Source organism: Pedobacter sp. BAL39, from assembly GCF_000170795.1.
Lineage (GTDB): Bacteria > Bacteroidota > Bacteroidia > Sphingobacteriales > Sphingobacteriaceae > Pedobacter.
On sequence record NZ_ABCM01000007.1, the window covers coordinates 106,441 to 133,240 of the forward strand.

The following is a 26,800-nucleotide window of genomic DNA, read 5'->3' on the forward strand; positions in this document are numbered from 1 at the left end:
ACCTCTCAACTTTCGCCCTCTTTAATCTGAATGTAATCTTTGGCAGAAAGCCCCCAATATTTGTACAACTATTGCACATTAGCAATAATAATCGTACTTTTGCCCGGCAAATAGTAACTCCTAAATTATTTGCTATGCAACTTGATCCCAATAAATTTATCGCTGAAGGACTAACATACGACGACGTATTATTAGTACCTGCTTATTCTGAAGTTCTTCCACGTGACGTGGATACCGGAACCCAACTGACCAAGAAAATACGACTGAACGTACCCATCATATCCGCTGCCATGGATACGGTGACCGAGGCTGGACTGGCCATCGCCATTGCTCAGGCTGGAGGAATTGGAATGTTGCACAAGAACATGCCCATTGAGCGCCAGGCAGACGAGGTGAGAAAGGTGAAACGCTCGGAAAGCGGAATGATCCAGGATCCTGTTACCCTGAACGCTGATGCTAAGGTTGCCGATGCTTTCCAGATCATGAAGGACTTCAAGATTGGTGGTATCCCGGTAATTGATGCAGACAATAAACTGGTGGGTATCATCACCAACAGGGACCTTCGTTTTCAGAAAGACATGCAACGCAAAGTATCTGAGGTGATGACCAGGGAAAACCTGATTACTGCACCTGAAGGAACGACGCTGATGCAGGCTGAAGAGATCCTGCAGGACTACAAAATTGAGAAACTTCCGGTAGTTGATGCACAGGGACACCTTGCAGGATTGATTACTTTCAAAGACATACAAAAATATAAAAACTACCCTAAAGCTTGTAAAGACGAACATGGAAGACTCCGTGTTGGTGCGGCTGTTGGTGTGGCTGCCGACAATATAGACAGGGTTGCGGCGCTGGTTGCTGCCGGTGTCGACGTTGTGACAGTAGATACTGCACACGGGCACTCCAAGGGGGTGATCGATATGGTCACTGCCATCAAGTCGCGCTGGCCCGATCTTCAGGTGATTGCAGGTAATATTGCTACTGCTGATGCAGCAAGGGCGTTGGCCGCAGCAGGTGCTGATGCTGTTAAGGTAGGTATCGGTCCGGGTTCAATCTGTACCACAAGGATCATTGCGGGGGTAGGAGTACCGCAATTGTACGCCGTTTATGAATGTGCACAGGCACTGATCGGTACAGGAATTCCAGTTATCGCCGACGGGGGTATCAAGCAAACCGGAGACATCGTGAAGGCCATCGCTGCCGGTGCAAACTGCATCATGGCAGGATCGTTATTCGCCGGAGTAGAGGAGTCTCCAGGTGAAACCATCATCTATGAAGGTCGTAAGTTCAAATCTTACCGTGGAATGGGTTCTGTGGAGGCAATGGCACAAGGTTCTAAGGACCGTTATTTCCAGGATGAAACGGACGTGGTTACCAAACTGGTACCGGAAGGGATTGTAGGTCGCGTACCTTATAAAGGAACACTTGCTGAAGTCATCTACCAGTACATTGGCGGACTCAGGGCAGGGATGCACTACTGTGGTGCGGCAACTATCGATGACTTGCAGAAAGCTAAATTCGTAAGAATTACTGCTGCAGGAATGAGAGAAAGCCATCCTCACGACATCTCCATCACTAAAGAAGCACCTAATTATTCACGTTAGGTTTTACAATTTTTCAGTGTAAATGCTATATTAGCTAAAAATAAAAGGGTTTCTCGTTTGAGAAGCCCTTATTTATGCAATGACATCTATGAAATCTATTTGCGTGTACTGCGGTGCAAGTTATCCTGAAGATCCTTCGTTACAGTCGGCCATAACACTACTGGCCGAGACTTTTTCCGATCACCAGATTCACCTCGTTTATGGCGGTGGCAGCATCGGCGTGATGGGAGCAATTGCCAATGAAGTGCTTGCCAGGGGTGGAACGGTAACGGGAGTGATCCCACAGTTCCTGCTGGACAGGGAGGTGGGCCATTTTGAGCTGACGGAGTTGATCATCACCAACAACATGCACGAACGGAAACAGAAAATGGCCGACCTGTCTGACGGGTTTATCGTATTGCCTGGTGGATACGGTACGATGGAAGAATTTTTTGAAGTGCTGACCTGGCTGCAGCTGGAGTTGCACCAGAAACCGATCGGTGTTCTCAATGTGGATGGGTTCTACGATTATCTATTCGCCCAGCTGGACGTCATGGTCGATCGGAAGTTCCTTTCCGTACACAATAGAAGCCTGGTCATCAACGAGTCAGAACCCCGCGAGCTGATTCAGAAGATGATGAGGAGGACAGCGCAGCCCGACGATGAAGAAACCTGGCCGGAAGACCGCGACCTGAGCTAACTCTTAAAGCAGTTCATCAGGTCCAATTTGCCAGGTCCATGGTTTCTTAAAGGTATGGAAGGTTCGTAAGGTACTGATCGGTAGTGTTTTTGTGCTGGTTACATTTGCCGACTCCCTGTTGAACTTGCTGCCGCTGGTGATTTCCTTTGTTTTACGCAGAAAATCGTACTGGTGGACATTGATCTCCCCGGATGCTTCATGGTAAAAGCTGTTTCCGGCACGTTCCAGCACCCAGTTGCCGCCCCGGTATTTAAAGGCATAGTCCAGCTTCCATTGCCATTCACCACCACCCTCGAACGAAAGGGTAAGTTGGTTATTTTCTATTGCTGACGGACGCAAAGGGTCGCCCATTGCTCCGCCTTCCTGTGAGCGCAGGATAAAATGATTGTTCTGTGTGGACAAACGGTATCCGCCGGAACTGGTTTTAAAGTAGATGGCGAGCATCCTGGGCCGCTGGATCTCAGTGATGATCTCTGTATTGCTGTCGCCGTAAGCCCTGCTCTCCCGCACTTCCTGATCATATTCCAGGATGAGGGCAATGTCTCGTCTGTGGTCGTTATTCAGGTCGCCGCTTACACTGTCAATGAGTTTCCATCTTTTGGGAACCAGAGCGCTGGTGGACTTGCCTTGTTCTGCAAGTTTCGGGTAGCGGAAAGACTGGCCATACACCATCCCCTGAATCATGATCAATAGTAAAGTCGTTCGCATCCTCATATCGCAAAATAACGAAAGTTCGGCTGAAATAGTGTGATTCTGTTTTTGTACCGAAGCCCAAAACGGACTTTTGTTCCTTGGAAAAATAAAATTACCTTGCCTGCATGGACATAGAATTCAATAAAAACGAAGATCTTAACAAACAGTCGGTTTACGAGTTGAAAACCAGATTGAAAAAAATATATCAGGGTGGTGGGGAGAAAAGCGCAGCGAAACAAAAGGAAAAAGGAAAGATGCTGGCACGGGAGCGCATTGCTTACCTGATTGACGAAGGAACGCATACACTGGAAGTCGGCGCCTTGGCTGCGGATGGCATGTACGCCGAGCAAGGGGGCTGCCCCGGGGCGGGAGTGGTATGTGTCATCGGATATGTTTCCGGCAGACAATGTATGATCGTTGCCAATGATGCTACCGTGAAGGCTGGGGCATGGTTTCCCATGACCGCAAAGAAAAACCTTCGGGCACAGGAAATTGCTATGGAGAACCGCCTGCCGGTGATTTACCTGGTAGACAGCGCGGGAGTATACCTGCCCATGCAGGACGAAATTTTCCCGGATAAGGAACATTTCGGACGGATGTTCAGGAACAATGCGATGATGTCGGCCCAGGGGATTGTGCAGATTTCGGCAATCATGGGCTCCTGTGTAGCTGGGGGGGCCTATCTCCCAATTATGAGTGATGAGGCGATGATTGTGGAGGGCACAGGCTCGGTGTTCCTTGCGGGTTCCTACCTTGTGAAATCTGCCATTGGTGAGGAGGTGGATAACGAAACACTTGGCGGTGCGACGACACATTGTGAGATCTCGGGTGTGACAGACTATAAACATCCTAATGACCAGGCTTGCCTGGACAGTATCCGCCAGATCATGAGCATGCTCGGTGCGCCGCAGTCTGCAGGGTTTGACCGCATCAAACCGGCCATGCCTGCAGAAAAACCGGAAGATATCTATGGCATTCTGCCCGAAAACAGGGAGAAACCCTACGACATGCTGGAGATCATCAAACGACTGGTCGACAATTCCGAGATCGAAGAATACAAAAAGTTGTATGGGCAGACCCTGATCTGCGGACTGGCCCGTATTGATGGATGGGCGGTAGGTATTGTGGCTAACCAGCGTAGGGTGGTGAAATCCAAAAAAGGGGAGATGCAGTTTGGCGGAGCAATCTATTCGGATAGTGCCGACAAAGCCGCACGTTTTGTGATGAACTGTAACCAGAAAAAGATTCCGCTGGTATTCCTGCAGGACGTTACCGGTTTCATGGTAGGGAGCAGATCGGAGCATGGGGGCATCATTAAAGATGGCGCCAAGATGGTGAATGCTGTAGCGAATTCTGTAGTGCCCAAGTTTACCATTGTGGTTGGTAACTCTTACGGTGCAGGAAACTATGCCATGTGCGGCAAAGCTTACGACCCGCGCCTGATCTATGCATGGCCAAGCGCAAAAATAGCGGTGATGGGGGGAGCCCAGGCAGGGAAAGTGCTCCTGCAAATCCAGGAGTCATCGCTACGTGCTAAGGGTGAACAGGTTACCCCGGAAAAGGAGGCTGAGCTGTTAAAGGAAATTACCGACCGTTACAACCATCAGACCAATCCTTATTACGCCTCGGCGAGGTTATGGGTGGATGGCATCATTGATCCCCTGGAAACGAGGAAAGTCATCTCCATGGGCATTGAAGCTGCTAACCAGTCGCCGATCACCAAATCTTTTAACGTTGGGATGATCCAAACCTGATGCTTGCACTTGTTCTTCCTCCGGAGAAATTGTAAATTTGTATTATAATATAAATAAATATATGTCACAAGAGATAGAACACGTTCAATGTTTGATTATAGGTTCCGGTCCGGCTGGGTATACTGCAGCAATTTATGCTGCACGTGCAGACCTTAAACCGGTAATGTATACAGGTATGGAGCCTGGGGGACAGCTGACCCAGACTACCGAGGTCGATAACTTCCCTGGATATCCTTCAGGAATTACAGGTCCCGAGATGATGGAAGACCTACGTAAGCAAGCTGAACGTTTCGGAACGGACATCCGTTTCGGTTATGTGAGTGAGGTGGATTTCCTGTCTGTGCCACGTAAGGTTATTGTTGATGATATTAAAACAATTACTGCCGATACAGTGATCATTTCTACGGGGGCTACAGCCAAATGGCTGGGCCTTCCAAGTGAGCAGAAATACAATGGTTTCGGTGTTTCTGCCTGTGCGGTATGTGATGGTTTCTTCTTTAAAGGACAGGATGTTGCTATCGTTGGTGCAGGTGATACCGCTGCTGAAGAGGCAACTTACCTGGCTAAACTTTGCAGAAAAGTATATATGCTGGTTAGAAGAGATGAATTCAGGGCCTCAAAAGCAATGGTTCACCGTGTGATGAACACGCCTAATATTGAGGTCATCTACAATACAGAGACCCAGGAGATCATCGGAAATGGTAAAAATGTAACCGCTGTGCGCGTGCTGAATAACCAAACCAATGAAGAGTCTGATATTCCTGTTGAAGGTTTCTTCGTGGCTATTGGTCACAAACCAAACACAGATATTTTTAAAGGATGGCTGGATATGGATGAAACGGGATACCTGAAAACGATCCCCGGATCTACAAAAACCAACGTAGAAGGCGTTTTTGCAGCTGGTGATGTGCAGGACCATTATTACCGTCAGGCGGTGACTGCCGCCGGTTCTGGTTGTATGGCTGCGCTTGATGCAGAACGTTATTTGGCAGCAAAAGAAGACGAAGTGAAGATGGTTTCCTAGTAAGGATATCATGCAAAAAAATAGGCAGGGTCATGTTGACCCTGCTTTTTTTTTGCAGTTTTTTTCTTAAGATTTTATATCTTGTCCAGTAATTCAACCAACAAAATAACCAATACATACGAATGAAGAAACTATTATCTATTGTCTTGCTGGCATTTATTGTCCAGCGGGCCGACGCACAGGACGATCCGAATATGGGGATTATCCCTGCACCCGTATCTGTAAAAAAGAATAGCGGTAGCTTTAAGCTGGACAAAACGGTGGTGCTGGTCTCTGCCGATGCTAAAAATTCAAGGATGTCCGATCTGCTGAATTCTTTTATCGCTACAAAGGGTGGGTTTGCACTCCGTGAACTGAAGTCGGCCGGCGAAAATGATAAGTCGATTGTGCTGAGCTCTGCCGGTGCTGATCAACTGCCTGCGGAAGGATATCAGATCAATATCTCCGATAAAAACATTACCATCACTGGTACTGAGGCGGGCTTGTTCTACGCGGTGCAGTCGATGATGCAGCTGATGCCGGAGAAAAAGGATGAACAGATCATCATTCCTGCTGCCGAGATCAACGACTATCCGAGGTTCCGCTACAGGGGATTACACCTCGATGTTTGTCGCCATATGTTCCCGGTTTCATTCGTCAAAAAATATATTGACCTCATGTCCCAGTACAAGCTGAACACTTTCCACTGGCACCTCACGGATGACCAGGGCTGGAGGATAGAGATCAAAAAATATCCTAAGCTGACCACCGTTGGTGCAACACGCAGTGGCACGATCATCGGCCATCACCCGGGTGTAGGTACCGACAATAAGGAATATAAAGGTTTCTACACACAGGAGGAAGTAAAAGACGTGCTTGCTTATGCTGCAGCACGATACATCAATGTCATCCCTGAGATTGAACTTCCAGGACATGCGTCAGCGGCCATCGCTGCCTATCCTGAGCTGAGCTGCTTTCCGGACAGAGATACTTTCGTAGATGCAAAAACACCATGGTCAGGAAGCAGAAAAGGCAAACAGGTCCAGCAGCAGTGGGGGGTGTTCGATGATGTATTCGTTCCTTCAGAAGCTACCTTTAAGTTCCTTGGAAATGTGCTGGATGAGGTGATTGCCTTGTTCCCTTCGAAGTACATCCATATCGGTGGTGATGAAAGTCCGAAAGAATACTGGAAAGAAAGTAAATTCTGCCAGGACCTGATCAAAAAGCTGAAGCTTAAAAATGAGCATGAGCTGCAGAGTTATTTCATTCAGCGCATTGAGAAACATGTGAATTCAAGGGGCCGCTCCATCATCGGATGGGATGAGATTCTGGAAGGCGGACTTGCACCAAATGCAACGGTAATGTCCTGGAGAGGCACTGAAGGTGGAATTGCCGCGGCAAAAGAAAATCATGATGTGATCATGACCCCGAATGGTGATGGTTTGTATTATGACCACAGACAGTCGCTTTCTGCGGATGAGCCAACCAATATTGGCGGTCTTTCTCATTACTCTAAACCTTATGCTTACGATCCGATTCCAAAAGAACTGACTCCTGAACAGCAAAAACACATCATCGGTGTGCAGGCAAACCTTTGGACGGAATACATTGAAACTCCTGCAAAAATTGAGTATATGATCCTGCCACGTCTGTTCTCCTTGTCGGAAATCGCATGGACACCAACGGCACGGAAGGACCTTAAAAACTTCTCGGAAGAACGTATCCCTGTACATTTGGCGCGCTTTGACAAAACCTCAACGAACTACTGGGTGCCTACACCGATAGGGCAGGCGGATACCTTGCAGGGGGAAACGTTCAAGATCGACCTGAAAACTCCTGTTCATGGCGCGGAGATTTACTATACCCTCGACCTTACCCGTCCTGCAGAAACAGCCAACCTGTATACTAACGACCTTAAGGTGATCGTTCCTAAAGGAGAGAAGCGCATTCTGAAAACCATTGTGATCACGCCTTCAGGCAAACGCAGTGTGGTGACGGAGACCGTATTGAATAACGGTGCGCCTGATGTGAAATCTAAATCGTAAATTGCAGTAGAAAAACATTAAAAGAAACATTAATGATCACAAAATATTTGTTCAGGATCCCTTTTTTATGTGCCGGTCTTTTTATGATGGCTTCCTGCGGTGGTGACACTGCAGAAAAGAATGCCGCTTCAAAGACCGTAGAGCCTGCGGCAAAAAAGCCGTCGGGTCAGTTTCCATTTTATAAAGACATTGCCATCCGTCCGGGGATCAATTTTGAGGTAGTGAGCTGGGGCAAAGGTGTGGACTCCGTTGGGGGGTACCTGATCCTCATGACCGATACTTTGAAAGATGATTACCGTTCGTTGTCCAACGAGCGTAAAGGGGTGATGGTGGATGCCTGGAATATGGACCTGGATAACGATGGTAACCCTGAGATTTATATTGAGCTCTTGAGTAAAACCAATGTCCATGACCTGAATGTTTATGAGTATTCCGGAGGGAGCTTCAACAAGATCAGCTTTCCGCCACTTAGCAGCAGCTTGAAAAAGAATTATTGGGGAGATGACAAGTTTATCATCAAAAACGGAGATTTGTTCCGTTCTTTTCCTGTCGTAAATGAAAAAGATTCGACTGCTAAACCAGGTGCTTTTAAGATGCTGCAGTACAAGCTGAACGGCAACAGCTTCTCGGTAAAGGAACTTACCGAATAAAATACATGATTGATATATCAAAAAGACAAAAGGCTGGTTTTATACCAGCCTTTTGTCTTTTGCAACCTGTATGGCTTCTGCCTTCGTATTGACATTCAGCTTAGCGTAAATGTTCTTGGTATGTGTTTTTACGGTCTCCACCTCGATGAAGAGCTCTTTGGCAATCTGGCCGCGGTCTTTACCTGTGGTGATGAGTTCCAGGATCTGTGTTTCCCTTTTGGTGAGTGGCGAGTCCTGATTCCTTTGCAGGGACATGATCACGGTCCTTGCCACATCCGGGCTCATCGGGCCACCGCCCTCCATCACATCCTTAATGGCCTCTATCAATTTTGCCGTGGGTGTATTTTTGGTGAAATAACCCGAAGCACCATTGGCGAGTGCATCCAGGATTGCCTTTTCGGTCTCGTAAACCGTAAGCATAATGATGTACACCTGAGGGATCATTTTCTTCAACACCGGAAGGGCATCAATGCCATTTGTTCCAGGCATCTGTATGTCCAGCAGGATGACATCAGGCTGGTCTTTTACAATGCGTGATCGTGCCGCATCAAAAGAAGGATAGGTGTTTACAACGGTATAAGCTGAAGTGTGGTCAATCAGATAAGCATATCCTTCCCTGATCGTCTGATCGTCTTCAATGATCACAATTCTTGCTCCTGACTGATTATACATTTTTTAGTCGCATTAAAGTCTTTAAACTAATCTGAAGGCTCAATGCTGTGCCCTGATCGGCTGTCCTGATATTTAACCGCGCACTAATTCTCCTAGCTCTCACTTTCATATTATTTATCCCATGTCCCTCAATGGTTGCCGCACCGGAAATGCCCATGCCATTGTCTTTAATTCTTATTTCCAGCAATTCATTATGAATGATTGCCGTAAAGGTTACTTTTGTGGCCTTTGAATGTTTGAGCACATTATGAATGGCCTCTTTGAAGATCATCAGCAGGTTTCGGCTGATGTCCAAAGATAATTTCCCATCGAACTGCCCGAGGTCAATATCCTCCTCAAATTCAATAGCCGTATTGTTGAACATTTCCCATCCGAAGCTGATGATGTGTGCAATCAGCTGGCTGAGCAGGTCATTCTTTGGATTCAATGACCACAGGATATCCCTTGTCCCATTGTAAAGATCGTTTACATTTTCATTGATTTTTCCAATGATTGCTCTTTTTTCAAGATCTTCTTCGGAGATCATGCTGCACAATACTTCTGATAAGACGGAGATACGGGTGAGTTTGTTACCAAGATCGTCATGAAAATCTTCAGCGGTTTGTTTTCTGACCTTTACCTGTTCTTCCAGTTTGATCTTCAAGCGCAGCTTGCGCTTACGTTCTTTCAAGGTAAGGATGGTATACACGGCAGCAAGGATGACCAGTATGATGACGAAAAATGCGAATAACCTGAAAAAGCTCGTTTGATAGTAGGGTGGTGTGATTTCGAATGTAACTGTAGCACTATTTGAAGATTTGATGCCGGATTTCGTCACTGCCCTGACCTGAAAGGTATACTTTCCAGGAGGTAACGCGGTGAAGTTCATGGAAGGATTGGAGATGGTTTCGGTAAAACCTCCTTCGCCACCGGTTAATTTATATTCATACATCAGCGCCTCCGGGTTGCTTAGAAAAATACCTGTAAAATCGATCGACAGGTTATTCTGATCATGCGGAAGGCGGATGACTTTCTTCAGTTCCTTTTCATGAAATACGGTCCGGAGTGAATCTTTCTGGTTCCGGTACTGGGAAAAGGCTTTCAGTGTGTTGAGGTAGATGAATGGTTTTGTGGTTTTAGAAGTCTTCTGATCGCTGTGGTAGACAATTGCACCCTTGGTGGTTCCGATCCAGATGTGCTCCCTGTCGCGAAGAATGGCATTCTGATTGCATTCCACCAGAAGGCTGTGTTCCCCTGCTTCCCGGAGCACCTTCATGCGGTGTACATCCACCATGTTGATGCCTTTGCCGCTGCCCGCCCAGAGTATGCCCTTGGGGTCGATCAGCATGCTATAGACATGGTCTGATGCCAGTCCTTCCCTGGTGCCGATCCTTGTAATACGTGCCGTTTTTTCATTCCAGCAAAAAATGCCATTGTCGGACGTTCCAAAAAACAGGTTGCTGCCCATCTTTGTCATGCACAGGATGCTCATGTTCTCCATGCCCTTGATTTTCAAGGGTACCGACTTTTTGTTTTCATCGATGATATAAAGACCATCCTGAGTGCCGACCAGGATGTTGCCCTCATCGCTTTCCATCAGGGTGCTGCCGAACTCCCTGCTGATCCATTTCATTTTGCCGTTTCGCTGGTCCAGCAGGAAACAGCCCATATTGGTCGACAGCCAGATGCGTTTGCGACTGTCCTCTAATACTGCGTTGTACGCCACGCCGGTCTGGTTGCCGGTCATGTTCCTGAACTTTTTGCCGTCGTACAACCATAATCCGCCGCTGACGGTACCAATCCAGATCTGCTGTTTGCTGTCGTTGTAAAGGAAATTGATGTTATTGTTGTTCTCTTTATTCTTAGAAAACAGCACCTGTGTGATTTTATTGTTCTTAAATTTAAACAGGCCCCGATAGGTGCCGATCCATACCTCATTGAGCGATGGGCCTTTTGCCAGGCTCATGACCACACGGTTGCTCAATCCCTGGGATTCATCGAAGACAAAATAATTCGTATCGTTAAACCTGAACAGACCTTCACCATCCGTACCGAGCCAGATGTTGTTTTCGGCATCTCTGAATATCGCATTTACCGTATTGTCCGTAAAGCCATTGTTGGCTGTGAAATGCAAGATGCCCTTTGCACTCAAACAGTAAGCGCCCTTGCCGGAACCCAGCCAGATGTTTCCCCGTGCATCTTGCTCAATAGCTGTAAGCTTGATGGAAGTCTGCACGGCAAGGATCACTTTTTTTTCCTGGATCATGAGCAGCCCTGCATCGGTCAATACCCATAGTTTGTCAGGAATAAACGAGTCGGCAATGAGGTCCGTAATCAGGGCTTCTTTTATTTGGTGGTTAACGGGAGAGGGGATCCAACTGCCGTTTTCAAGACTGAAGAGGCCATGGTGGTATACCGCTGCCCATAGTTTTCCATTGGCGTCTTTTTTTACTGCAGTCACCATTTCCGACTGGTCGCGCGTCACCTTGATGAAGTCGGCACGCATGCCATCCGTCCTGAAGAGCTGCGATGAGGAAATACCATACACCAGTCCGGAGCTGGCAGTAGTCATGTTTCCCACCCAGGAGGTGGTTTGCTTATGGTTCAGTATTTTCTTGCCGTTGAAGGCAGATATGCCCCTGGAGGTACCTACCCAGATGTTGTCTTTTTTGTCTGCGGTAATGGCCAGGGCAAAATTGCTGTTTAGCCCACTGGTTTTCGTGAAACTGCAGAACTGCTTTCCACTGAAACAGCCCAGTCCGCCAAGTGTGCTCACCCATAACCTTCTTTTTGAATCTTGTGTGATGCCCGTAACCTGCGATTGAGTGAGGCCATCCTCCACATCAAACTGTTTGAAACTGTAGCGCTGCGCAAAGCTGCTTAAGCTAATCAGGGACAGGAGAAAAACGATGAAATAATTCTTATTGTGGTGCACCAGGAAGGTCGTAGTTGATTTATCCAATGTAAATATATTTATATCATCAGAATAAAAAAATCCCCCTTATGGGGGGATATTGGAAGCCCCGGTAAAAATACCCCCTTAAGGGGTAACAGAAGGTGATTTAGGGAAGTTATTTTTGTTAGAATCTTTTTTAGAATAATTGGATCTTGAGATAGAATGATGCAGAATGTTGATTTGCTGATACAAGCCCGGAAAGATGATGCTGTGCAAGATGACATCATTTTGAGTACTGATGATTGCATCAGGGACTACTACCGGTTAAAACAACAGGGGATGCTTGACCTTAAAGAACCAGCATATTTTGATAGTGGGGTATTCCTGGAGTTTAAAGATCCCTCGGGTAACCGCTTTGTGTTGATTGAAAAACGAGACTACAAGGAACTATAACATGAAATCTAGCTGTATACTGGTAGATAAAAATGAAATTTTAGTGGAGTATGCATCCGCTGCGCGGCGTCAGGAGCCCGGGGATAAATACGAGATCAATGTTACCTACAGCGGTTCGGTAGACTATCTGCTGAGTAAAAGACAGCTTACACTGTATCCTGAAACATTTATTTTCCTTAATCCAGGAACACCCTACACCAGGACCATTGATGCTACGCTTCCTGTCGACAGTCTCTCCCTTCGTTTTGACCCCGAATTTTGTCAGGATTTTGAGCGTGTGCTGCGGATGAAACAACACCAGCTGCTGGACAATCCTGAGGGGGGGGCAGGCTTGCCTAAGACCTTTGCTGATGGGATCTATCCCTTGCAGGGTGACCTGCGGTATACGCTGAGGCATCTTAAAAAACACATCTCGGCCGGTAATCTCCATCCCTTACTGTTGGGGGAATACCTCAATCATTGTTTACTCAATTGCTACGGGATGTATGATACTGAAATCAGGGACCGTGCCGATGCGCTGGGTTTCCTTGCAGGCAGCACCAGGGATGAAATCCTCCGCCGCCTATCCATTGCCAAAGATTACATCATCAGTAACTACAATAAAGACATTTGCCTGGAAGACATTGCTCATGCAGCCTGTCTCTCGGTAAACCATTTTATGAGGACCTTTAAACAGGCCTACAGACAGTCGCCGCATCAATTCCTGACCTCCGTCAGGTTAAAGCAGGCGAAGTTCCTACTGAAGAATACAGATTATCCGGTGAATGAGATCGTCGATATCGTGGGTTTTGAATGCGCGAGCTCGTTTATCCGGCTGTTTCGCAACAGTTTTAAGGTGACCCCGGGTCAGTACCGTTAACTGATGAGCATCATTAACTTTGGTGATTTTCGCTCATTGCCCCAGCAGCAATAACCCTATTTTTGTATCAGGTAGACCCATATATTAGTTTGGATGAATTAAATTTGGGTTAGTTAATAATAAAAAAGTCATCTGCAAAGATGACTTTTTTCGTTTTACCTGTTTTCCTTAAACTGACTGCCCAGTCGCTCAAACTTTTCAATCAGCAATGAAATGCGCTCCTTATCTCTTTTAATTACAGCCTTCCTGACTAACGTTGAGCAGAAGAGCATCCATCCGAAGGTAAATAGGATGATGAATACCTGTGTCCATATCGTGAAATAGGAGAGTACCTCAAAAAAGTAAAGGGTGATGCCCAGGCTCAGTGTGATGGTATACAACCAGTAGGCCTTATTGTGGAGACTAAGTCTGCTGAGCTGGTAACGCTTCAGGTTGGCCAGAAAGGCATTGGGGTCGCTGGTGAAATCATTTCTGCTGATGAGCAGGTGGTTTCTGTACAATACAAAAGTGGAGGCCGAAACCGCAACTATAAATAAAGTCAGTCCCGCATGTGTGGTCCATGATTTAAACTCAAAGAAGAACCATAACACGGCGAGTGCGACCAGTGACAACAGCATGCCGGCAATATTTAAGATCGACTTGCTGCGGATGCATTCACTTCTTTCTTCGCTTGTTGCAGCATCTCATCAGAAGAGATTTTACCTCTACAGAGTGGGTTTGCCAAAGCGATTGTATGTGATCAAATTCTTGCATGCTGGTTGTATAGTTCTGTAAGTTTTAATTTAATGCGGTGAATTTTACCCTTAGATTTCCCTCGCTGATTCCGGAGATTTCCGCAATCTCATGGTAGGGAAGCTCGTCGAGCACCATGGTGATGATGAGCCTGTCATTTTCCTCCAGCTGGGAAATCGATTTGTAAAGCAGGGCAATCTGTTCGTTCTTCTCGGAGAACTCTTCAGGCCTGGTTTCGATGATGTTTTCCGTCAGCTCGTCCTTGGCCTGTCTCTTTTCAGAGCGTAGGTAGGTGAGGCAGGTGTTTACGGCGATGCGGTAGATCCAGGTCGATATGAGCGACTTATTTCTGAATTTGTCCAGATTCTGCCATACTTTTAGGAAAGTCTCCTGAAGAAGGTCGTTGGCAGCATCTTCATCCCCCGTATAACCATAACATAAATGGAAAATCTTTTTGGAATTGGTGTCGAAGATTTGTTTAAATAACTGGTCTTTTTTTTCCATTAATTAACGGCTGATGGTGATTTGATCGCATTAATTCTAAATTGTTACAACAGTGTGCAGTCCCAAAATTAATAAATGTTTGCGGGCTTAACGCAAATAATTACTTTTGTTGCGCTAAAAAAGATCCCTGACAGGCCGTCATCTGCTGATCAACTAAATGAGACTATAATCCGAACCATATGAAAAATAACCGAATAGGGTTGATTACTTTGATATTCATCACCATTGCATCGGCACTAGGCGTTTTAAAGGATTTTGAGCTGCTTGCCATCCCGGACCAGGTGATGATGACGGTAAGGTGGCTGCTTGCCCTCGAGCTGGTAGCCTACGCCCTGCTGAGGAAAAATCTGACCACCTGGATATTGGTGTGTATGCTGCTCGGTGTATTTGTTGGGATCGACTTTCCTCATGTGGCCATTGCCCTGCAGCCGCTCAGTAAAGGTTTCATCAAGTTGGTGAAAACGATTGTCGGCCCGATACTTTTCGCCACACTGGTGTATGGTATTGCTGGTCATTCGGACCTGAAACAGGTGGGCCGCATGGCCTGGAAATCCATGTTGTATTTTTATTGCGCCACAACCGCTGCCCTGTTCATCGGGCTGGCAGCAATCAACCTTACCCAGGCTGGGTCGGGAGTGAATGTTGCAAACATGCCACACAATGAATTGCCGGCACCACCAAAGGACCTGGTGGATGAAAGCATCCTGCAGGGACTTCCTCATAGTGTACATTGGTTATACAAAACACTCGCCTTCTTCAGGAATATTTTTCCTGAGAACATCGTCAAGTCAGTATATGACGCACAGATCCTTCAGATTGTGATTTTCTCTGTGATCTTCGGGATCGGACTGGCCATGGTGGATGAGAAGAAGCGCAAACCGCTGGTCGACTTTTGCGAAAGTTTATCAGAGACGATGTTTAAGTTTACGAACATCATCATGTACTTTGCACCGATTGGGGTAGGGGCAGCAATGGCCTACACTGTAGGGCACATGGGGGTAGACATATTGAAACACCTGTTCATGCTGGTGGCCACCTTATACATGGCACTGATTGCCTTTATTCTGCTGGTGCTGGTACCAGTAGCCTTATACCTGAAAATTCCCTTGCTGAAGTTTGCAAGGGCCATCAAGGAGCCGGTATCTATCGCTTTTGCGACCACCAGCTCTGATGCTGCACTTCCCAAAGCAATGAGTGCCATGGAGCGGTTTGGCGTTCCCCGAAAAATTGTTTCCTTCGTGATCCCTACCGGTTATAGTTTTAACCTGGATGGAACCACGTTATACCTGTCGCTCGCCTCCATCTTTGTGGCCCAGGCTGCCGGAATGCACCTGACCTTCGGAGAGCAGCTGCTGATCGTCTTCACCCTGATGATTACCAGCAAGGGGGTGGCTGCCATTCCAAGGGCTTCGTTAATCATTTTGATTGCTACTGCCGACCAGTTTGGTCTGCCTACCTTTATCATTGCCGCGATATTGGGCATTGATGAGCTGATGGACATGGGAAGAACCTCCCTGAATGTCATCGGAAACTGTCTCGCAACAGTTGTTATTGCCAAGTGGGAGGGGGAATTTAACCCCGACCTCATCATTGAAGAAAAACCAGAAATGTAATATGAGTACGCGCACCAAGAAGATCTTTTTATTCTTAACCATTGTTGTTCCCTTTTTAGCCTATTGTGTGATTTATTACCGGCCAATGCTTCGTAATGCACCATTCAGGTCTACTGATTTTGAATCCATTGTTTTTAAATGGGGAATGGGAAACCAGCTGGAAAATTCCTATAACTCTGCAACAGGCGAATATGTATATGTAGATGCCAAGGATTCTGTGGTTCACACCAATGTGAAGCTTCGTAAGAATGACATGCTTTACCTGCATGGAAAAGCCAATGAAATCGGCTTCTGGAACTTTCCTGAAGTGATTGCTAACAAGGGCACGGACCTGAATACGTCCAAGGTTCTACGTTATGTGATCCGTTTCAACTACAAAACGAAATCTAAGGAAGTGACCTACCTTACCGATTACACGGAAATTCCAAAGCTGCAGGGCCTGGCAGAACAGATGAAATCACTGGTAGCCCAGAGCATTAACGATGCAGAAGAACGTTACGGAAATAAAAAGTAAATCTGTTGTGGATTTAGAATAAATAATTCTATATTTGCACCTCGATAAAAAAAATAAACAGTTTAAAATAATAATTATTTAACAATGTACGCAATAGTAAATATAGCAGGACAGCAATTCAAAGTTGCAAAAGACCAGCACCTTTTTGTACACCGTTTGCAAGGAGATGAAGGCGCTAGTATTGAATTTGACAATGTATTGTTGGTTGAAGATGGTGGTAAAATCTCTGTAGGAGCTCCTGCATTGAAGGGTGCTACAGTATCAGCTAAGATCGTGTCTCATTTAAAAGGTGATAAAGTAATCGTTTTCAAAAAGAAACGTAGAAAGGGTTACAAAAAGAAAAATGGTCACCGCCAGTACTTCACTAAAATCCAGATCTCTGGTATCAGTTTATAATTAGTTGTTAAACAAAGGATTGCCAATATTACGGTAGTTTATAAAATATAAAACAAGATGGCACACAAAAAAGGAGCCGGTAGTTCGAGAAACGGACGTGAATCGCATAGTAAACGTTTAGGTATTAAAATCTTCGGTGGTCAGGCAGCTATCGCTGGAAACATTTTAGTACGTCAGCGTGGTACTAAACACCATCCAGATAAAGGCGTAGGTATTGGAAAAGACCATACTTTATTTGCTCTGGTTGATGGTACCGTAATCTTCAAAAAGAAACAAGACAACAAATCTTATGTTTCTGTTTTACCTGCAGCAGTAGTTAAAGAAGTAGTAGAAACAAAAGCACCAGCTGTTAAAGCTGCGAAAAGTGAAGCTCCTGTAGAGGCAGCAGCACCTGCTAAAAAAGCACCTGCAAAGAAAGCAGCTAAAGCTACAGAAGCTGAAGCGGCTACAGAAACTGAAGCAGCTCCTGCAGAATAATTTCTAAAGGAATTAATAAACATAGAAAAGGCCATAACATTTGTTATGGCCTTTTTCTTTATCAATATTTTTACGTTTTATGCTGGTTGTAACGTATTGCTACTTTTCAACTGGCTCACCTCCTTCTCCAATTTCTCCATTGAGCGCGCCAGGGCTTTCAACGTAGATTCCAGATCCCTGATGATGACATCTACCTTTGTTGCGGGCTGTTCCAGCGCAGGATCGGAGCTTCCATGTAACAACCATTCATAAGTCTTACCATAGTAGTTGCCGATGTGATGTAGGGTGTTGAATGATGGAAACTGATTCCCGAGTTCGATCTGCGAGTAATTGCTCCTCGACAGATACAGGATGTTCGAAATGTGGGCCTGTGAAAGTCCATGTGCCAGACGAAGGTTTTTGATCCTTTCACCAATCTCCTTCTTTGAGAGAATATCTTTCATAATGATATTAAATAAATGCCTTTGATGGATGAGGATCTTTATAACTCATCTCATCAATCAATAGGCAAATTTAACACCATGAATATGTTTTCGCCAGAAATGTTTCCTGATATGCATCACATTTTAGGAATGTATTGACTGAATAACTGTCAAAAACCCCGTTTTTGAGTCAGAAATACACTCCAGCCACAGAAACGGGGTTTTTTATTCATTGAGAAAAAGATGAAGGACATCGTAAACCTTCTTTTAAAAACAGCCTTTAACTGGGGATAAACCGCAAAACAACCTCAATTGGGGTGTGGAATGTGGAAAGGATTACTCATTAATATTCCCTGTTCATCAATGCTTTTGCAAGTAAATCGAGCTCTGACTTCCGGTCTTCCGAAACTTCCAACTCTGAGAGGGCCTGAAAGGCCTGGTCTGCATAGGCGCTCATTTCGGCCATCGCAAGCTCCCTGATGTTGTACTTGTCATATAGCATCCTCATCTTTTCTATCTTTTGAGCAAGATTGGTATAAGTCATCAGGTCTTCCAGCAAGTCCTCATCCGCGGGATTTGTTAGCTCCTTAAGTTTTAGTAACAGCAGGGTCTTTTTATTGGCAATGATGTCGCCCCCTACCTGTTTCCCAAATTTCTCCGGATCTCCGTAGACATCCAGGATGTCGTCCTGAAGCTGAAAAGCGATTCCGAGGTTCTCTCCGAAGGCATAGAGCTGTTCTGCCTGACTTTTTGTTGCCCTGGCTACCTGAGCACCCAGTTTCATCGCGCCGCCCAGCAGAACGGCTGTTTTGAGGCGGATCATGTTGATGTATTCGGGGATGCTCACCTGGTCGCGGGATTCAAACTCCATGTCCAGCTGCTGCCCTTCGCACACGCCCTGTGCAGTGCTGTTAAAGGTTTCCAGTGCATCTTTAAGTACTGCTGCATCCAGCATTGCCAGATGTTTGTTGGCCTCCACCATCATGACATCCCCACTGAGGATGGCATTATTGACACCCCATTTCTCATGTACCGTTGCTTTGCCTCTTCTGAGGGGCGCATTGTCCATGATGTCGTCGTGGATCAGGGTAAAGTTATGGAAGGTCTCAATGGCCAATGCTGCGGGCATCACCTGGTGTACATCAGCAGCGAAAAGGTCTGCCGACATGAGTACGAGTGCCGGCCTGATCCGCTTGCCACCCAGACTCATAATGTAACTGATTGGAAGGTAAAGGCGTTCCGGTTGTGCCGGATATATAATGTTTTGAATTGCCTGGTCTATGAATTCTTGTAATTGGGTAGGAGTATGCATTTTATTGAATTAAAGAAAAATCTATCTGACGTTTTGAAAGGTCTACCTTTTTTACTTTCACCTGTACCTCATCACCCAACTGATAGGTTTTTTTCTTGCGTTGTCCGATGATGCAATAGTTTTTTTCATCAAGCACGTAGAAGTCGTCGGACAGGTCGCGGAGCCTGATCATACCTTCACATTTGTTGTCGGCAAGCTCCACATACATTCCCCATTCCGTAACTCCGGAGATGATGCCTTTGTACAGGTTGCCGATGTTTTCTTCCAGGTATTCCGCCTGTTTGTACTTGATTGACGCACGTTCCGCATCAGCAGCTCGTTTTTCCATGGTCGAGGAGTGCGAAGCTGCAATTTCATATTCTTCGGCATCGGCAGACTTCTCCTTGTTCAGGTAAGCCGCAAGCAGGCGGTGTACCATCACATCTGGGTATCGCCTGATGGGAGAGGTGAAATGTGTGTAATGATCGAATGCCAGTCCATAGTGACTGGTTTTTTTCGTCGTATATACCGCCTTTGCCATGGAACGAATGGCCAGCTGCGTCAGTACATTCTGCTCTTTTTTACCTTCCACATCTTCCATCAGGTAGTTGAGGGATTTGGCAATGTCCTTGTCGGACTTCATATTGATCTTATACCCGAACCTGGCTGCGAACAGCGCGAAATTACCCAGGTTCTCCAGGTTTGGGGAATCATGGGACCGGTAGATGAAAGTATATTTTTGTTTGCCTTTTCCCTTTTTGGCGATGAACTCAGCCACTTTTTTGTTGGCCAGCAGCATGAAATCTTCAATGAGTTTATGGGCATCCTTACGCTCTTTGACGTACACACCGAGTGGCTTGCCATCTTCATCCAGTTTAAACTTCACTTCTGTGCTCTCAAAGCTGATGGCACCGTTTTTAAACTTCTTGTCGCGCAGGATATAGGCCAGTTCATTCAACTTCAGGATTTCTTCCGAGAAGTCGCCGGTTTTGTTTTCTATGACCTCCTGAGCCTCCTCATAGCTGAAACGGCGGTCAGAATGGATGACAGTCCTTCCGAACCATTCATTGATGATGTTGGCCTTGTTATCGAGCTCAAAAACTGCAGCGAAGCAAAGTTTGTCTTCATGAGGGCGGAGCGAACACACACCGTTACTAAGCCTTTCCGGCAGCATTGGGATCACGCGGTCTACCAGGTAAACCGAAGTAGCCCTGCCGTAAGCCTCTTTGTCGAGCGCACTGTTAGGTGTCACATAGTGTGCAACGTCAGCAATGTGGACGCCTACTTCATAATGTCCGTTGTCCAGCTTTTTGAAAGAGATGGCATCGTCAAAGTCTTTCGCATCCGCAGGATCTATCGTAAAGGTCACCGTTTCGCGGAAATCGCGGCGGTCTTTGATTTCATCTGCGGTAATCTGTTCAGGGATGGCGTTGGCTTCTTTTTCCACTTCCGGCGGGAACTGCAGCGGAAAACCGTACTGTGCCAGGATGGCGTTCATCTCGGTATTGTTCTCTCCCTGTTCTCCAAGGATGGTAATCACCGTTCCGATAGGGTTTTTTACTCCCTCCGGCCAGTCGGTGATCTTCACCTGTACCTTTTGCCTGTTTTTCGCACCGTTGAGGTCCGATAGTGGTACAAAGATGTCCTGCATCATTTTCTTGTCGTCTGCAATCACAAAGGCAAAACGATCGGAGATTTTGATCACACCGATGAAGTCTGTTTTTGCACGTTCGATGATTTCCACGACCTCGCCTTCATTTTTACGACCGCTTTTTTTAGCGTAGATGTAAACCTTGACTTTGTCGCCATGAAGGGCATTGTGGAGCTTCCTGGCGGACACAAAAACGTCCTTTTCAAATTCATCATCAGGAATGATGAATGCGGCGCCATCGGCAGTCATGTCTACCTTTCCAATGATAAATGTTTTCAGGTCCTTCAGTTTGAACTTGCCTTTCTGAGCCTCTACAAATACCCCTTTCTGGGTCTGCTGTTTTAAAATATCAAGAATGGTTTCTCTCGAATCCGGATCGGTAATGTTGAGTTTTGCTGAAACCTGTTTGTAATTGAGGGCTTCATTGTTGCTTTTCTCCAGTACATCGCTAATGAGTTGTATTAAAACGACTTCTAGATGAGATGATTTATTTTTTGCCATAATTATGCAATTGAATCATTTGTGATTCACTCGAAGGTAACAATTAGAACCGACTATTGTTGAATTTTGTACCTTTGTTTATCTCCCTGCGAGCTGAAACCGATGTTCCTGTAAGCTAAAACTGATGTTTCTGCAGGCTAAAGGTAATTGCCCCTGGGCGGAGGCTGATGGCCATCCGGGCTTGTCTTAAGGTGATCAGCAATAGCGAAAGCTGCTGAGGCCTGCTGATGGTGACCGGAAAAGAAGTTACCGCGAAAACCAGCAGGCAGGGTGAATTGTTTATTCAAGGTATAAAATTATAGTAACTGAAACCATTATAATAACTGATGATTGAAGATAAAGAAAGGAAAACGGGCCGTGAATTACTTATGATATTAGTCAAGGCCGCTGTTTATTTGTTGCTCACCTACTTTTACGTATCCAAACCGGGATTTTACATGACGCATCCGGGAATTGATACCTTTGCCAAGGCGCTGCTCATTTTTATCGGTCCCAGTTTAGTATTTTCCATTGCCAGGCTGATTGTGATCTACTGGTACATCAGAAAGCATAAATTCAAAAACAACATCAAGGATAACTTTATCCTCGGGATCAGCAGGATTGTATCCATCCTCAATACCATCTTTTTTGCCATTGCGGCATTGACACTTTTTGAGATAGAGCCTAAGGATTTTATCTTTAGTGTATCCATCGTTGCGGCGGCCATTGCGCTCATTTCAAAGGATTACATTTCCAATATGATCAATGGGCTCATCATCATGTTTTCAGACCGCCTATCGCTTGGGGACCACATTAAGGTGGGCACACTGGAGGGGAAAATCCTGGACATCACCCTCATCAACATGATCCTGCAGAATGAGGACAACGACATGGTCATCATCCCCAATTCCATCGCTTTCAGTTCCGTCATCATCAATCAGTCGAAGCAGAACATTAAAAAGCTGAGCATTGAGTTTGACATGTCACTGAAAAATGGATACACACCGGAATTTCTGGAAACCTATCTGTATAAGGCGATTGAAAACGACATGGATAATGTGGTTAAAGGAGGTCTGTCCGTTAAGACGATTGAAATCAACAAAGATGTGGCGGTATTCAAGGCCATGGTCTTGCTGAAACACTACGATAAGATTAAGGAACGGGTGCTGCGAAGGTTGATCAATACCGCGCTGCTGCGCCTTTCAGCTCAGCAGATGGAAGAACAGATGGGTTAAAACTGGCGGTTCCTGCCCGGGATGGCTTCGATCAGCCGCTGTGTGTAGCGGTCTTTTGGATGGTGGTAAATGTCCTCCGGAAAACTCTGTTCCACAATTTTTCCTTTGTTCATCACGACCATTCGGTCGGAGATGTGTTTGACGACCGAGAGGTCATGTGAAATGAAGATGTACGTGAGCCCCAGTTCCTGTTGCAGCTGACGCAGCAGGTTGAGCACCTGCGCCTGAACGGACACATCCAGGGCAGAAACGCTTTCATCACAGATGATAAATTTTGGCTGAAGTGCCAAAGCCCTGGCGATGACAATGCGCTGGCGCTGACCACCCGAGAACTCATGCGGGTAACGGTCGAAATGCGAGGGTAGCAGGCCCACTTTGGCCAGCAGATCCATCACTACTTTTTTTCTTTCAGCATCACTAACAAATAGGCCATGTACCTGAAGAGGTTCCATGATGGCATGTCCGACAGTCAACCGTGGATTTAAGGCCGAGTAAGGATCCTGAAAAATCAGCTGAATATCTTTTCTTGTCGCACGCAGTGCTTTTTTATTGAGTGCGAGCAGGTCTCTTCCTTCAAAGCGCAGTGTTCCGGCAGTTGGTTCTACCAGGCGGAGGATGCTCCGGCCAAGCGTGGTTTTGCCACATCCGGATTCTCCTACCAGTCCGAGAGTTTCTCCGGGATAGACGTCAAGCGTTACCCCATCTACCGCTTTGATGTGGTCGGTGGTACGGCCGAATAGTCCTTTTCTTACAGGAAACCAGGTCGACAGCTCCTGTAATTGTAGCAGAGGTCGCTGTTGGTAGAGTCCTTCCCGTCGGATGCGGACTTCTTCAGGATTGTAGCTGTTTCCGGCCAGTATTTCCGCCATGGAAGGATTACCTGGTGTATCCAGGAAGTCGGCCACCACGGGCAGTCTTTTCAACTGCAGTTCCGGATTAGGCCTGCAGGCCAGCAGACCACGCGTGTAGGGATGCTGCGGATGGCTGAAGAGCTCCTTTGCTGCCGCCTGCTCCACCAGTTCTCCTTTATACATTACTGCCACCTCGTCGGCCACCTCACTGATGACCGAAAGGTCGTGTGAGATGAAGATCATGGACATCTGGCGTTCATCTTTCAGCTTTCGGAGCAATTGCAGGATGGTCTTTTGAACGGTCACATCCAGTGCTGTTGTAGGTTCATCTGCAATCAGCAGTTCCGGGTCACAGCTAAGTGCCATGGCAATCATCACACGTTGCTTTTGTCCGCCTGAAAGCTCATGAGGATAACTGTTAAAGATTCGCTCCGGTCCCGGAAGCTGTACTTCTTCAAAAAGCGCAATCGTTTTAAGTTTTGCTGCCGTTTTATCTACTTTCTGATGTAACATGATGGCTTCCTGCACCTGGTTGCCACAGGTGAATACCGGGTTCAGTGCTGTCATGGGTTCCTGAAAGATGATGGCGATCTTATTGCCACGGTAACTGCGGATTTCCTCCTGCGTCAGCTTAAGCAGGTCCGCACCATCAAAAATGATCTCCCCGCCAATTCTGGTATATTGAGGGTCGTGGAGCTGCATGATCGAGAAGGAGGTCACTGATTTTCCAGACCCTGACTCGCCTACAATGCCCAGCACTTTTCCTTTTTCAAGCTGCAGGCTAACATCGTTGACGGCATTCAGCCAGGTTTTTTCGGCTTTGTTAAAGAACTGGATATGGAGGTTTCTGACGTTTAGCATCTGAGAACCAAGGTAGTGTTTTGATCTGAAAATATTTGCCCGATATCCGTCTGATTGTGTTATTTTTGCGTCATGGAAAGAGAAATTCTTGATACCAAGCGTAAAGCTTTGAAGATTAACTTAAACCCTAAGATTTACGGAACATTTGCGGAGATAGGTGCAGGACAGGAGGTGGCCCGTAATTTTTTTACCGCTGGTGCCGCCTCGGGTACAGTTGCCAAAACCATGTCTGCGTATGACATGACCTTTAGTGATGCCATCTATGGCGTAGAGGAATCAGGGAGATATGTGAGCCAGTCAAGGCTGATCAAAATGCTGAACCACGAGTTTGGCCTGCTGAATGAGCGGCTGAGCGGTGCAAAGTACGACGACCGTACCTTCTTTGCGTTTGCAGATACCGTAACTACATTGAACTACAACAAATCCAATGACCCTCACGGATGGATTGGCATCCGTTTTCAGTCTGAAGCAGGAGGGGAGCCCAACGAGATTTTCTTTCATGTGAGGCTGCTGGATACCGATGCTGCCTTACAACAAAATGTATTGGGCATCATTGGCGTAAACCTGGTTTATGCTGCCTTTTATTACAATCATGATCCCAAAACCATGATTGAATCGCTGGCAGACAACCTGACGATTGGATCCGTGGAGATCGATTTGATCTCTGTGAGTGGTCCCGCGTTTAAAAATATCAATAACATCCTTTTAAACCTGTACCTGATTGTCAAAGACTTTTCTGATGCGGCGATATTTGACTCTCTGGGAAGACCATGTCTGCCTAAAGACCTATTATATAAAAAAGACCTGATGATTTTGCGTACCAAGTATGCGCAGAAATCAAATCCCAACTTCAGTATGTTAAATAAGGCCGTGGATGAGTTTGTGCGCTCTGAAGATGTGCAGAAACAAAACCTGAGCGTCCTGATTGAAGTACTCTTGTCCAATGTGCTGAGCAATGACGAGGAGGAAGCACCGGAGAGTTTTGACCTGGAAGCCGTTGCTAAAAGGGCTGAGGAGATGTGCAAAACGGGTAACCTGGTGATTGTATCTAATTTTGCAAGGCACAATAAACTGGCTAAATACCTGGACCGCTGCAAGCCTAAGAGCGTGGGGATCTCTACCAACATCAATAACCTGAAATTTGTATTCAACTCCAATAACTTCGGAGATAACTATGCGAGTCAGCTGCTCAGTTATGTAAGTGACATGTTCAGCAAGAATGTCCGTTTGTTTGCTTATCCTTTTCTGGATAAAAAGACCAATCAGGTCATTACCAGCGCAAACATGCCGGTTACACCCGATGCAAAACCATTATTTGACTTTTTAATCCTGAATGGGTACATCACCGATATCCGCGAATACCGCGAGGAAGATGTAAAAACTGTTTAGTGAATCAGTCTTCCTGGCCTTTGGTCAGGTAGGCATCTTTAATGACAACGCCCATCAGCCGCTCCGGGTTTTCGATGGGCTTAAACCCGAACTGTTCATAGAGGCCGTGTGCATCTACTGTGGCCAGCATGTACCTGCGCAGGCCCTGCAGATCAGGGTGAAAGAGCATCAGGGACATCAGCTTTTTTGAAAGTCCCTGATTGCGGAAAGGTTCCTCGACATATACATCCGCCAGGTAGGCGAAGGTGGCTTTGTCGGTAATCCATCGTGCGAAGCCCACCTGTACGGTATCCTTGTAAATGCCAAAACAAAGTGAGTTTTCGATAGATCGGGCAACAGTAGCAATGGGAATTTCTTTCGCCCAGTACGATTGTGTACTCAGGTAATGATGTATTGCAGTTAAATTGAGTTTCTGCACATCGTCAGAAAAAATAAACCCATTGTCTGATATTTCCATTAGTTTCTCATATTTATAAATTGAAGGGGCTGTCCAAAGTCTTCTTTTCTGCACAATGCGATCACACTCTGCAGGTCATCGATGTTTTTTCCTTGTACACGAACTTGATCATCCATCATGGAGGCCTGCACCTTCAATCCACTGGCTTTGATTTTGGCAACAATTTTCTTTGCCGTTTCTCTGTCGATGCCTTCTTTTACGGAGATCTCTTTTCTGATCATGTTTCCTGAAGCGTACTGCTCCTTGCCAAAGTCTAAACTTCCGGAGTCAAGGTTTTGTTTGACCATTCTGGAAATGATGGCATCCTGAATCGCTTTTAAACGCATGTCGTCTTCAGTAACGATGGTAATGAGGTTCGTCTTCTTATCGTGGTCAATAGTGGATTTAGAACCATTGAAATCGTAACGGTTCAGGATCTCTTTTTTTGCGTTGTTCATCGCATTGTCAAAAGTCTGACCGTCTATCTTACTTACAATATCGAAAGTGGGCATGATTATAGCTTTAGAATAAAAAAAATATTAGATTTAAGTAAAATTAGATTTACTATTTCAAAATGAAGTTTTGATGATTTCTGTACAGATCTTCACTTCATGATGGCAAATATAAAATATTAATGCAAGAATCATTCATCATTGATGGT

25 protein-coding genes and 1 pseudogene are annotated in these 26,800 nt (G+C 46.0%); 14 read left to right on the forward strand and 12 right to left on the reverse strand.

Translation table 11 applies throughout. The annotated features are described in order from the left end of the window. Nucleotides 1-134 precede the first annotated feature (134 nt). Both guaB and PBAL39_RS11195 read left to right on the forward strand, forming a co-directional pair. The gene (gene guaB, locus PBAL39_RS11190) at nucleotides 135-1,604 is read left to right on the forward strand and encodes an IMP dehydrogenase (protein ID WP_008241429.1); all 1,470 of its coding nucleotides are present in this window, start codon (nucleotides 135-137) and stop codon (nucleotides 1,602-1,604) included. Nucleotides 1,605-1,692: 88 nt separating this feature from the next. Continuing rightward, nucleotides 1,693-2,283, forward strand: coding sequence for a TIGR00730 family Rossman fold protein (locus PBAL39_RS11195; protein WP_008241430.1), 591 nt, complete (start codon nucleotides 1,693-1,695; stop codon nucleotides 2,281-2,283). A 3-nt stretch (nucleotides 2,284-2,286) separates the two neighbouring features. Here PBAL39_RS11195 and PBAL39_RS11200 read toward each other — a convergent pair whose 3' ends face one another. Beyond that, entirely contained in the window at nucleotides 2,287-2,991 is a 705-nt protein-coding gene (locus PBAL39_RS11200) for a hypothetical protein (RefSeq protein WP_232282937.1), read from the reverse strand. A gap of 110 nt (nucleotides 2,992-3,101) precedes the next feature. Here PBAL39_RS11200 and PBAL39_RS11205 point away from each other — a divergent pair, with 110 nt between their 5' ends. The 4 genes from PBAL39_RS11205 to PBAL39_RS11220 all read left to right on the forward strand — a co-directional run bounded on the left by PBAL39_RS11205 (nucleotide 3,102) and on the right by PBAL39_RS11220 (nucleotide 8,428). Beyond that, on the forward strand, nucleotides 3,102-4,730 hold the full coding sequence (locus PBAL39_RS11205; protein WP_008241432.1) for an acyl-CoA carboxylase subunit beta: 1,629 nt from the start codon (nucleotides 3,102-3,104) through the stop codon (nucleotides 4,728-4,730). Nucleotides 4,731-4,791: 61 nt separating this feature from the next. Next, nucleotides 4,792-5,754, forward strand: coding sequence for a thioredoxin-disulfide reductase (gene trxB / locus PBAL39_RS11210; protein ID WP_039866449.1), 963 nt, complete (start codon nucleotides 4,792-4,794; stop codon nucleotides 5,752-5,754). Between the two features lie 122 nt (nucleotides 5,755-5,876). Beyond that, complete coding sequence (locus PBAL39_RS11215; protein ID WP_008241435.1) at nucleotides 5,877-7,778, forward strand: beta-N-acetylhexosaminidase; 1,902 nt, start codon at nucleotides 5,877-5,879, stop codon at nucleotides 7,776-7,778. Between the two features lie 32 nt (nucleotides 7,779-7,810). After that, entirely contained in the window at nucleotides 7,811-8,428 is a 618-nt protein-coding gene (locus PBAL39_RS11220; RefSeq protein WP_008241437.1) for a hypothetical protein, read from the forward strand. Nucleotides 8,429-8,467: 39 nt separating this feature from the next. On the opposite strand, the gene PBAL39_RS11225 is transcribed toward PBAL39_RS11220, so the two are convergent. After that, the gene (locus PBAL39_RS11225) at nucleotides 8,468-9,100 is read right to left on the reverse strand and encodes a response regulator transcription factor (protein WP_008241440.1); all 633 of its coding nucleotides are present in this window, start codon (nucleotides 9,098-9,100) and stop codon (nucleotides 8,468-8,470) included. Then, nucleotides 9,093-12,041: a two-component regulator propeller domain-containing protein gene (locus PBAL39_RS11230; protein ID WP_008241442.1), complete on the reverse strand. Its 2,949-nt coding sequence runs from the start codon at nucleotides 12,039-12,041 to the stop codon at nucleotides 9,093-9,095. Before PBAL39_RS11230 ends, PBAL39_RS11225 begins: the two co-directional genes overlap by 8 nt. A 156-nt stretch (nucleotides 12,042-12,197) precedes the next feature. On the opposite strand from PBAL39_RS11230, the gene PBAL39_RS11235 reads away from it, so the two are divergent. Further along, nucleotides 12,198-12,428 (forward strand): VOC family protein, encoded by a 231-nt coding sequence (locus PBAL39_RS11235; RefSeq protein ID WP_008241444.1) that lies wholly within the window; start codon nucleotides 12,198-12,200, stop codon nucleotides 12,426-12,428. Nucleotide 12,429: 1 nt separating this feature from the next. Further along, nucleotides 12,430-13,287 carry an AraC family transcriptional regulator gene (locus tag PBAL39_RS11240; protein WP_008241446.1) on the forward strand — a complete coding sequence of 286 codons (858 nt, stop codon included), beginning with the start codon at nucleotides 12,430-12,432 and terminating at the stop codon, nucleotides 13,285-13,287. Between the two features lie 155 nt (nucleotides 13,288-13,442). On the opposite strand, the gene PBAL39_RS11245 is transcribed toward PBAL39_RS11240, so the two are convergent. Then, nucleotides 13,443-13,904: a hypothetical protein gene (locus PBAL39_RS11245; protein ID WP_008241447.1), complete on the reverse strand. Its 462-nt coding sequence runs from the start codon at nucleotides 13,902-13,904 to the stop codon at nucleotides 13,443-13,445. A 122-nt stretch (nucleotides 13,905-14,026) separates the two neighbouring features. Further along, a pseudogene (locus PBAL39_RS11250) lies at nucleotides 14,027-14,523 on the reverse strand (RNA polymerase sigma factor). A 179-nt stretch (nucleotides 14,524-14,702) separates the two neighbouring features. Here PBAL39_RS11250 and PBAL39_RS11255 point away from each other — a divergent pair. From PBAL39_RS11255 to rpmA, 4 genes are all read left to right on the forward strand, one after another. Then, on the forward strand, nucleotides 14,703-16,136 hold the full coding sequence (locus PBAL39_RS11255; RefSeq protein WP_008241452.1) for a dicarboxylate/amino acid:cation symporter: 1,434 nt from the start codon (nucleotides 14,703-14,705) through the stop codon (nucleotides 16,134-16,136). Nucleotide 16,137: 1 nt separating this feature from the next. Continuing rightward, nucleotides 16,138-16,650 (forward strand): hypothetical protein, encoded by a 513-nt coding sequence (locus PBAL39_RS11260; RefSeq protein WP_008241454.1) that lies wholly within the window; start codon nucleotides 16,138-16,140, stop codon nucleotides 16,648-16,650. 84 nt (nucleotides 16,651-16,734) lie between these two features. After that, a complete protein-coding gene (gene rplU / locus PBAL39_RS11265; RefSeq protein WP_008241463.1) occupies nucleotides 16,735-17,046 on the forward strand; it encodes a 50S ribosomal protein L21 in 312 nt (103 codons plus the stop codon). 57 nt (nucleotides 17,047-17,103) lie between these two features. Beyond that, nucleotides 17,104-17,523 (forward strand): 50S ribosomal protein L27, encoded by a 420-nt coding sequence (gene rpmA, locus PBAL39_RS25035; RefSeq protein ID WP_008241464.1) that lies wholly within the window; start codon nucleotides 17,104-17,106, stop codon nucleotides 17,521-17,523. A gap of 77 nt (nucleotides 17,524-17,600) precedes the next feature. Here rpmA and PBAL39_RS11275 read toward each other — a convergent pair whose 3' ends face one another. The 4 genes from PBAL39_RS11275 to PBAL39_RS25345 all read right to left on the reverse strand — a co-directional run bounded on the left by PBAL39_RS11275 (nucleotide 17,601) and on the right by PBAL39_RS25345 (nucleotide 21,675). Further along, entirely contained in the window at nucleotides 17,601-17,966 is a 366-nt protein-coding gene (locus PBAL39_RS11275) for a helix-turn-helix domain-containing protein (RefSeq protein WP_008241465.1), read from the reverse strand. A 322-nt stretch (nucleotides 17,967-18,288) separates the two neighbouring features. Further along, complete coding sequence (locus PBAL39_RS11280) at nucleotides 18,289-19,257, reverse strand: polyprenyl synthetase family protein (RefSeq protein WP_008241466.1); 969 nt, start codon at nucleotides 19,255-19,257, stop codon at nucleotides 18,289-18,291. A gap of 1 nt (nucleotide 19,258) precedes the next feature. Then, nucleotides 19,259-21,388: a ribonuclease R gene (gene rnr, locus PBAL39_RS11285; protein WP_008241468.1), complete on the reverse strand. Its 2,130-nt coding sequence runs from the start codon at nucleotides 21,386-21,388 to the stop codon at nucleotides 19,259-19,261. A gap of 137 nt (nucleotides 21,389-21,525) precedes the next feature. Further along, nucleotides 21,526-21,675 (reverse strand): hypothetical protein, encoded by a 150-nt coding sequence (locus PBAL39_RS25345; protein WP_008241469.1) that lies wholly within the window; start codon nucleotides 21,673-21,675, stop codon nucleotides 21,526-21,528. Nucleotides 21,676-21,756: 81 nt separating this feature from the next. On the opposite strand from PBAL39_RS25345, the gene PBAL39_RS11290 reads away from it, so the two are divergent. Then, nucleotides 21,757-22,602 carry a mechanosensitive ion channel family protein gene (locus PBAL39_RS11290; protein WP_232282938.1) on the forward strand — a complete coding sequence of 282 codons (846 nt, stop codon included), beginning with the start codon at nucleotides 21,757-21,759 and terminating at the stop codon, nucleotides 22,600-22,602. Here PBAL39_RS11290 and PBAL39_RS11295 read toward each other — a convergent pair. Continuing rightward, nucleotides 22,599-24,314 carry an ABC transporter ATP-binding protein gene (locus PBAL39_RS11295; protein ID WP_008241471.1) on the reverse strand — a complete coding sequence of 572 codons (1,716 nt, stop codon included), beginning with the start codon at nucleotides 24,312-24,314 and terminating at the stop codon, nucleotides 22,599-22,601. The genes PBAL39_RS11290 and PBAL39_RS11295 overlap by 4 nt on opposite strands. 72 nt (nucleotides 24,315-24,386) lie before the next feature. Here PBAL39_RS11295 and PBAL39_RS11300 point away from each other — a divergent pair, with 72 nt between their 5' ends. Next, complete coding sequence (locus tag PBAL39_RS11300; RefSeq protein WP_008241475.1) at nucleotides 24,387-25,703, forward strand: hypothetical protein; 1,317 nt, start codon at nucleotides 24,387-24,389, stop codon at nucleotides 25,701-25,703. 4 nt (nucleotides 25,704-25,707) lie between these two features. Here the strand turns inward: PBAL39_RS11300 and PBAL39_RS11305 are convergent, their stop codons facing one another. Both PBAL39_RS11305 and PBAL39_RS11310 read right to left on the reverse strand, forming a co-directional pair. Next, nucleotides 25,708-26,160, reverse strand: a complete 453-nt coding sequence (locus PBAL39_RS11305) for a GNAT family N-acetyltransferase (RefSeq protein WP_008241477.1) — start codon at nucleotides 26,158-26,160, stop codon at nucleotides 25,708-25,710. Then, the gene (locus tag PBAL39_RS11310) at nucleotides 26,160-26,651 is read right to left on the reverse strand and encodes a YajQ family cyclic di-GMP-binding protein (protein ID WP_008241479.1); all 492 of its coding nucleotides are present in this window, start codon (nucleotides 26,649-26,651) and stop codon (nucleotides 26,160-26,162) included. The genes PBAL39_RS11305 and PBAL39_RS11310 overlap by 1 nt, the downstream gene beginning before the upstream one ends. Between the last annotated feature and the right edge of the window lie 149 nt (nucleotides 26,652-26,800).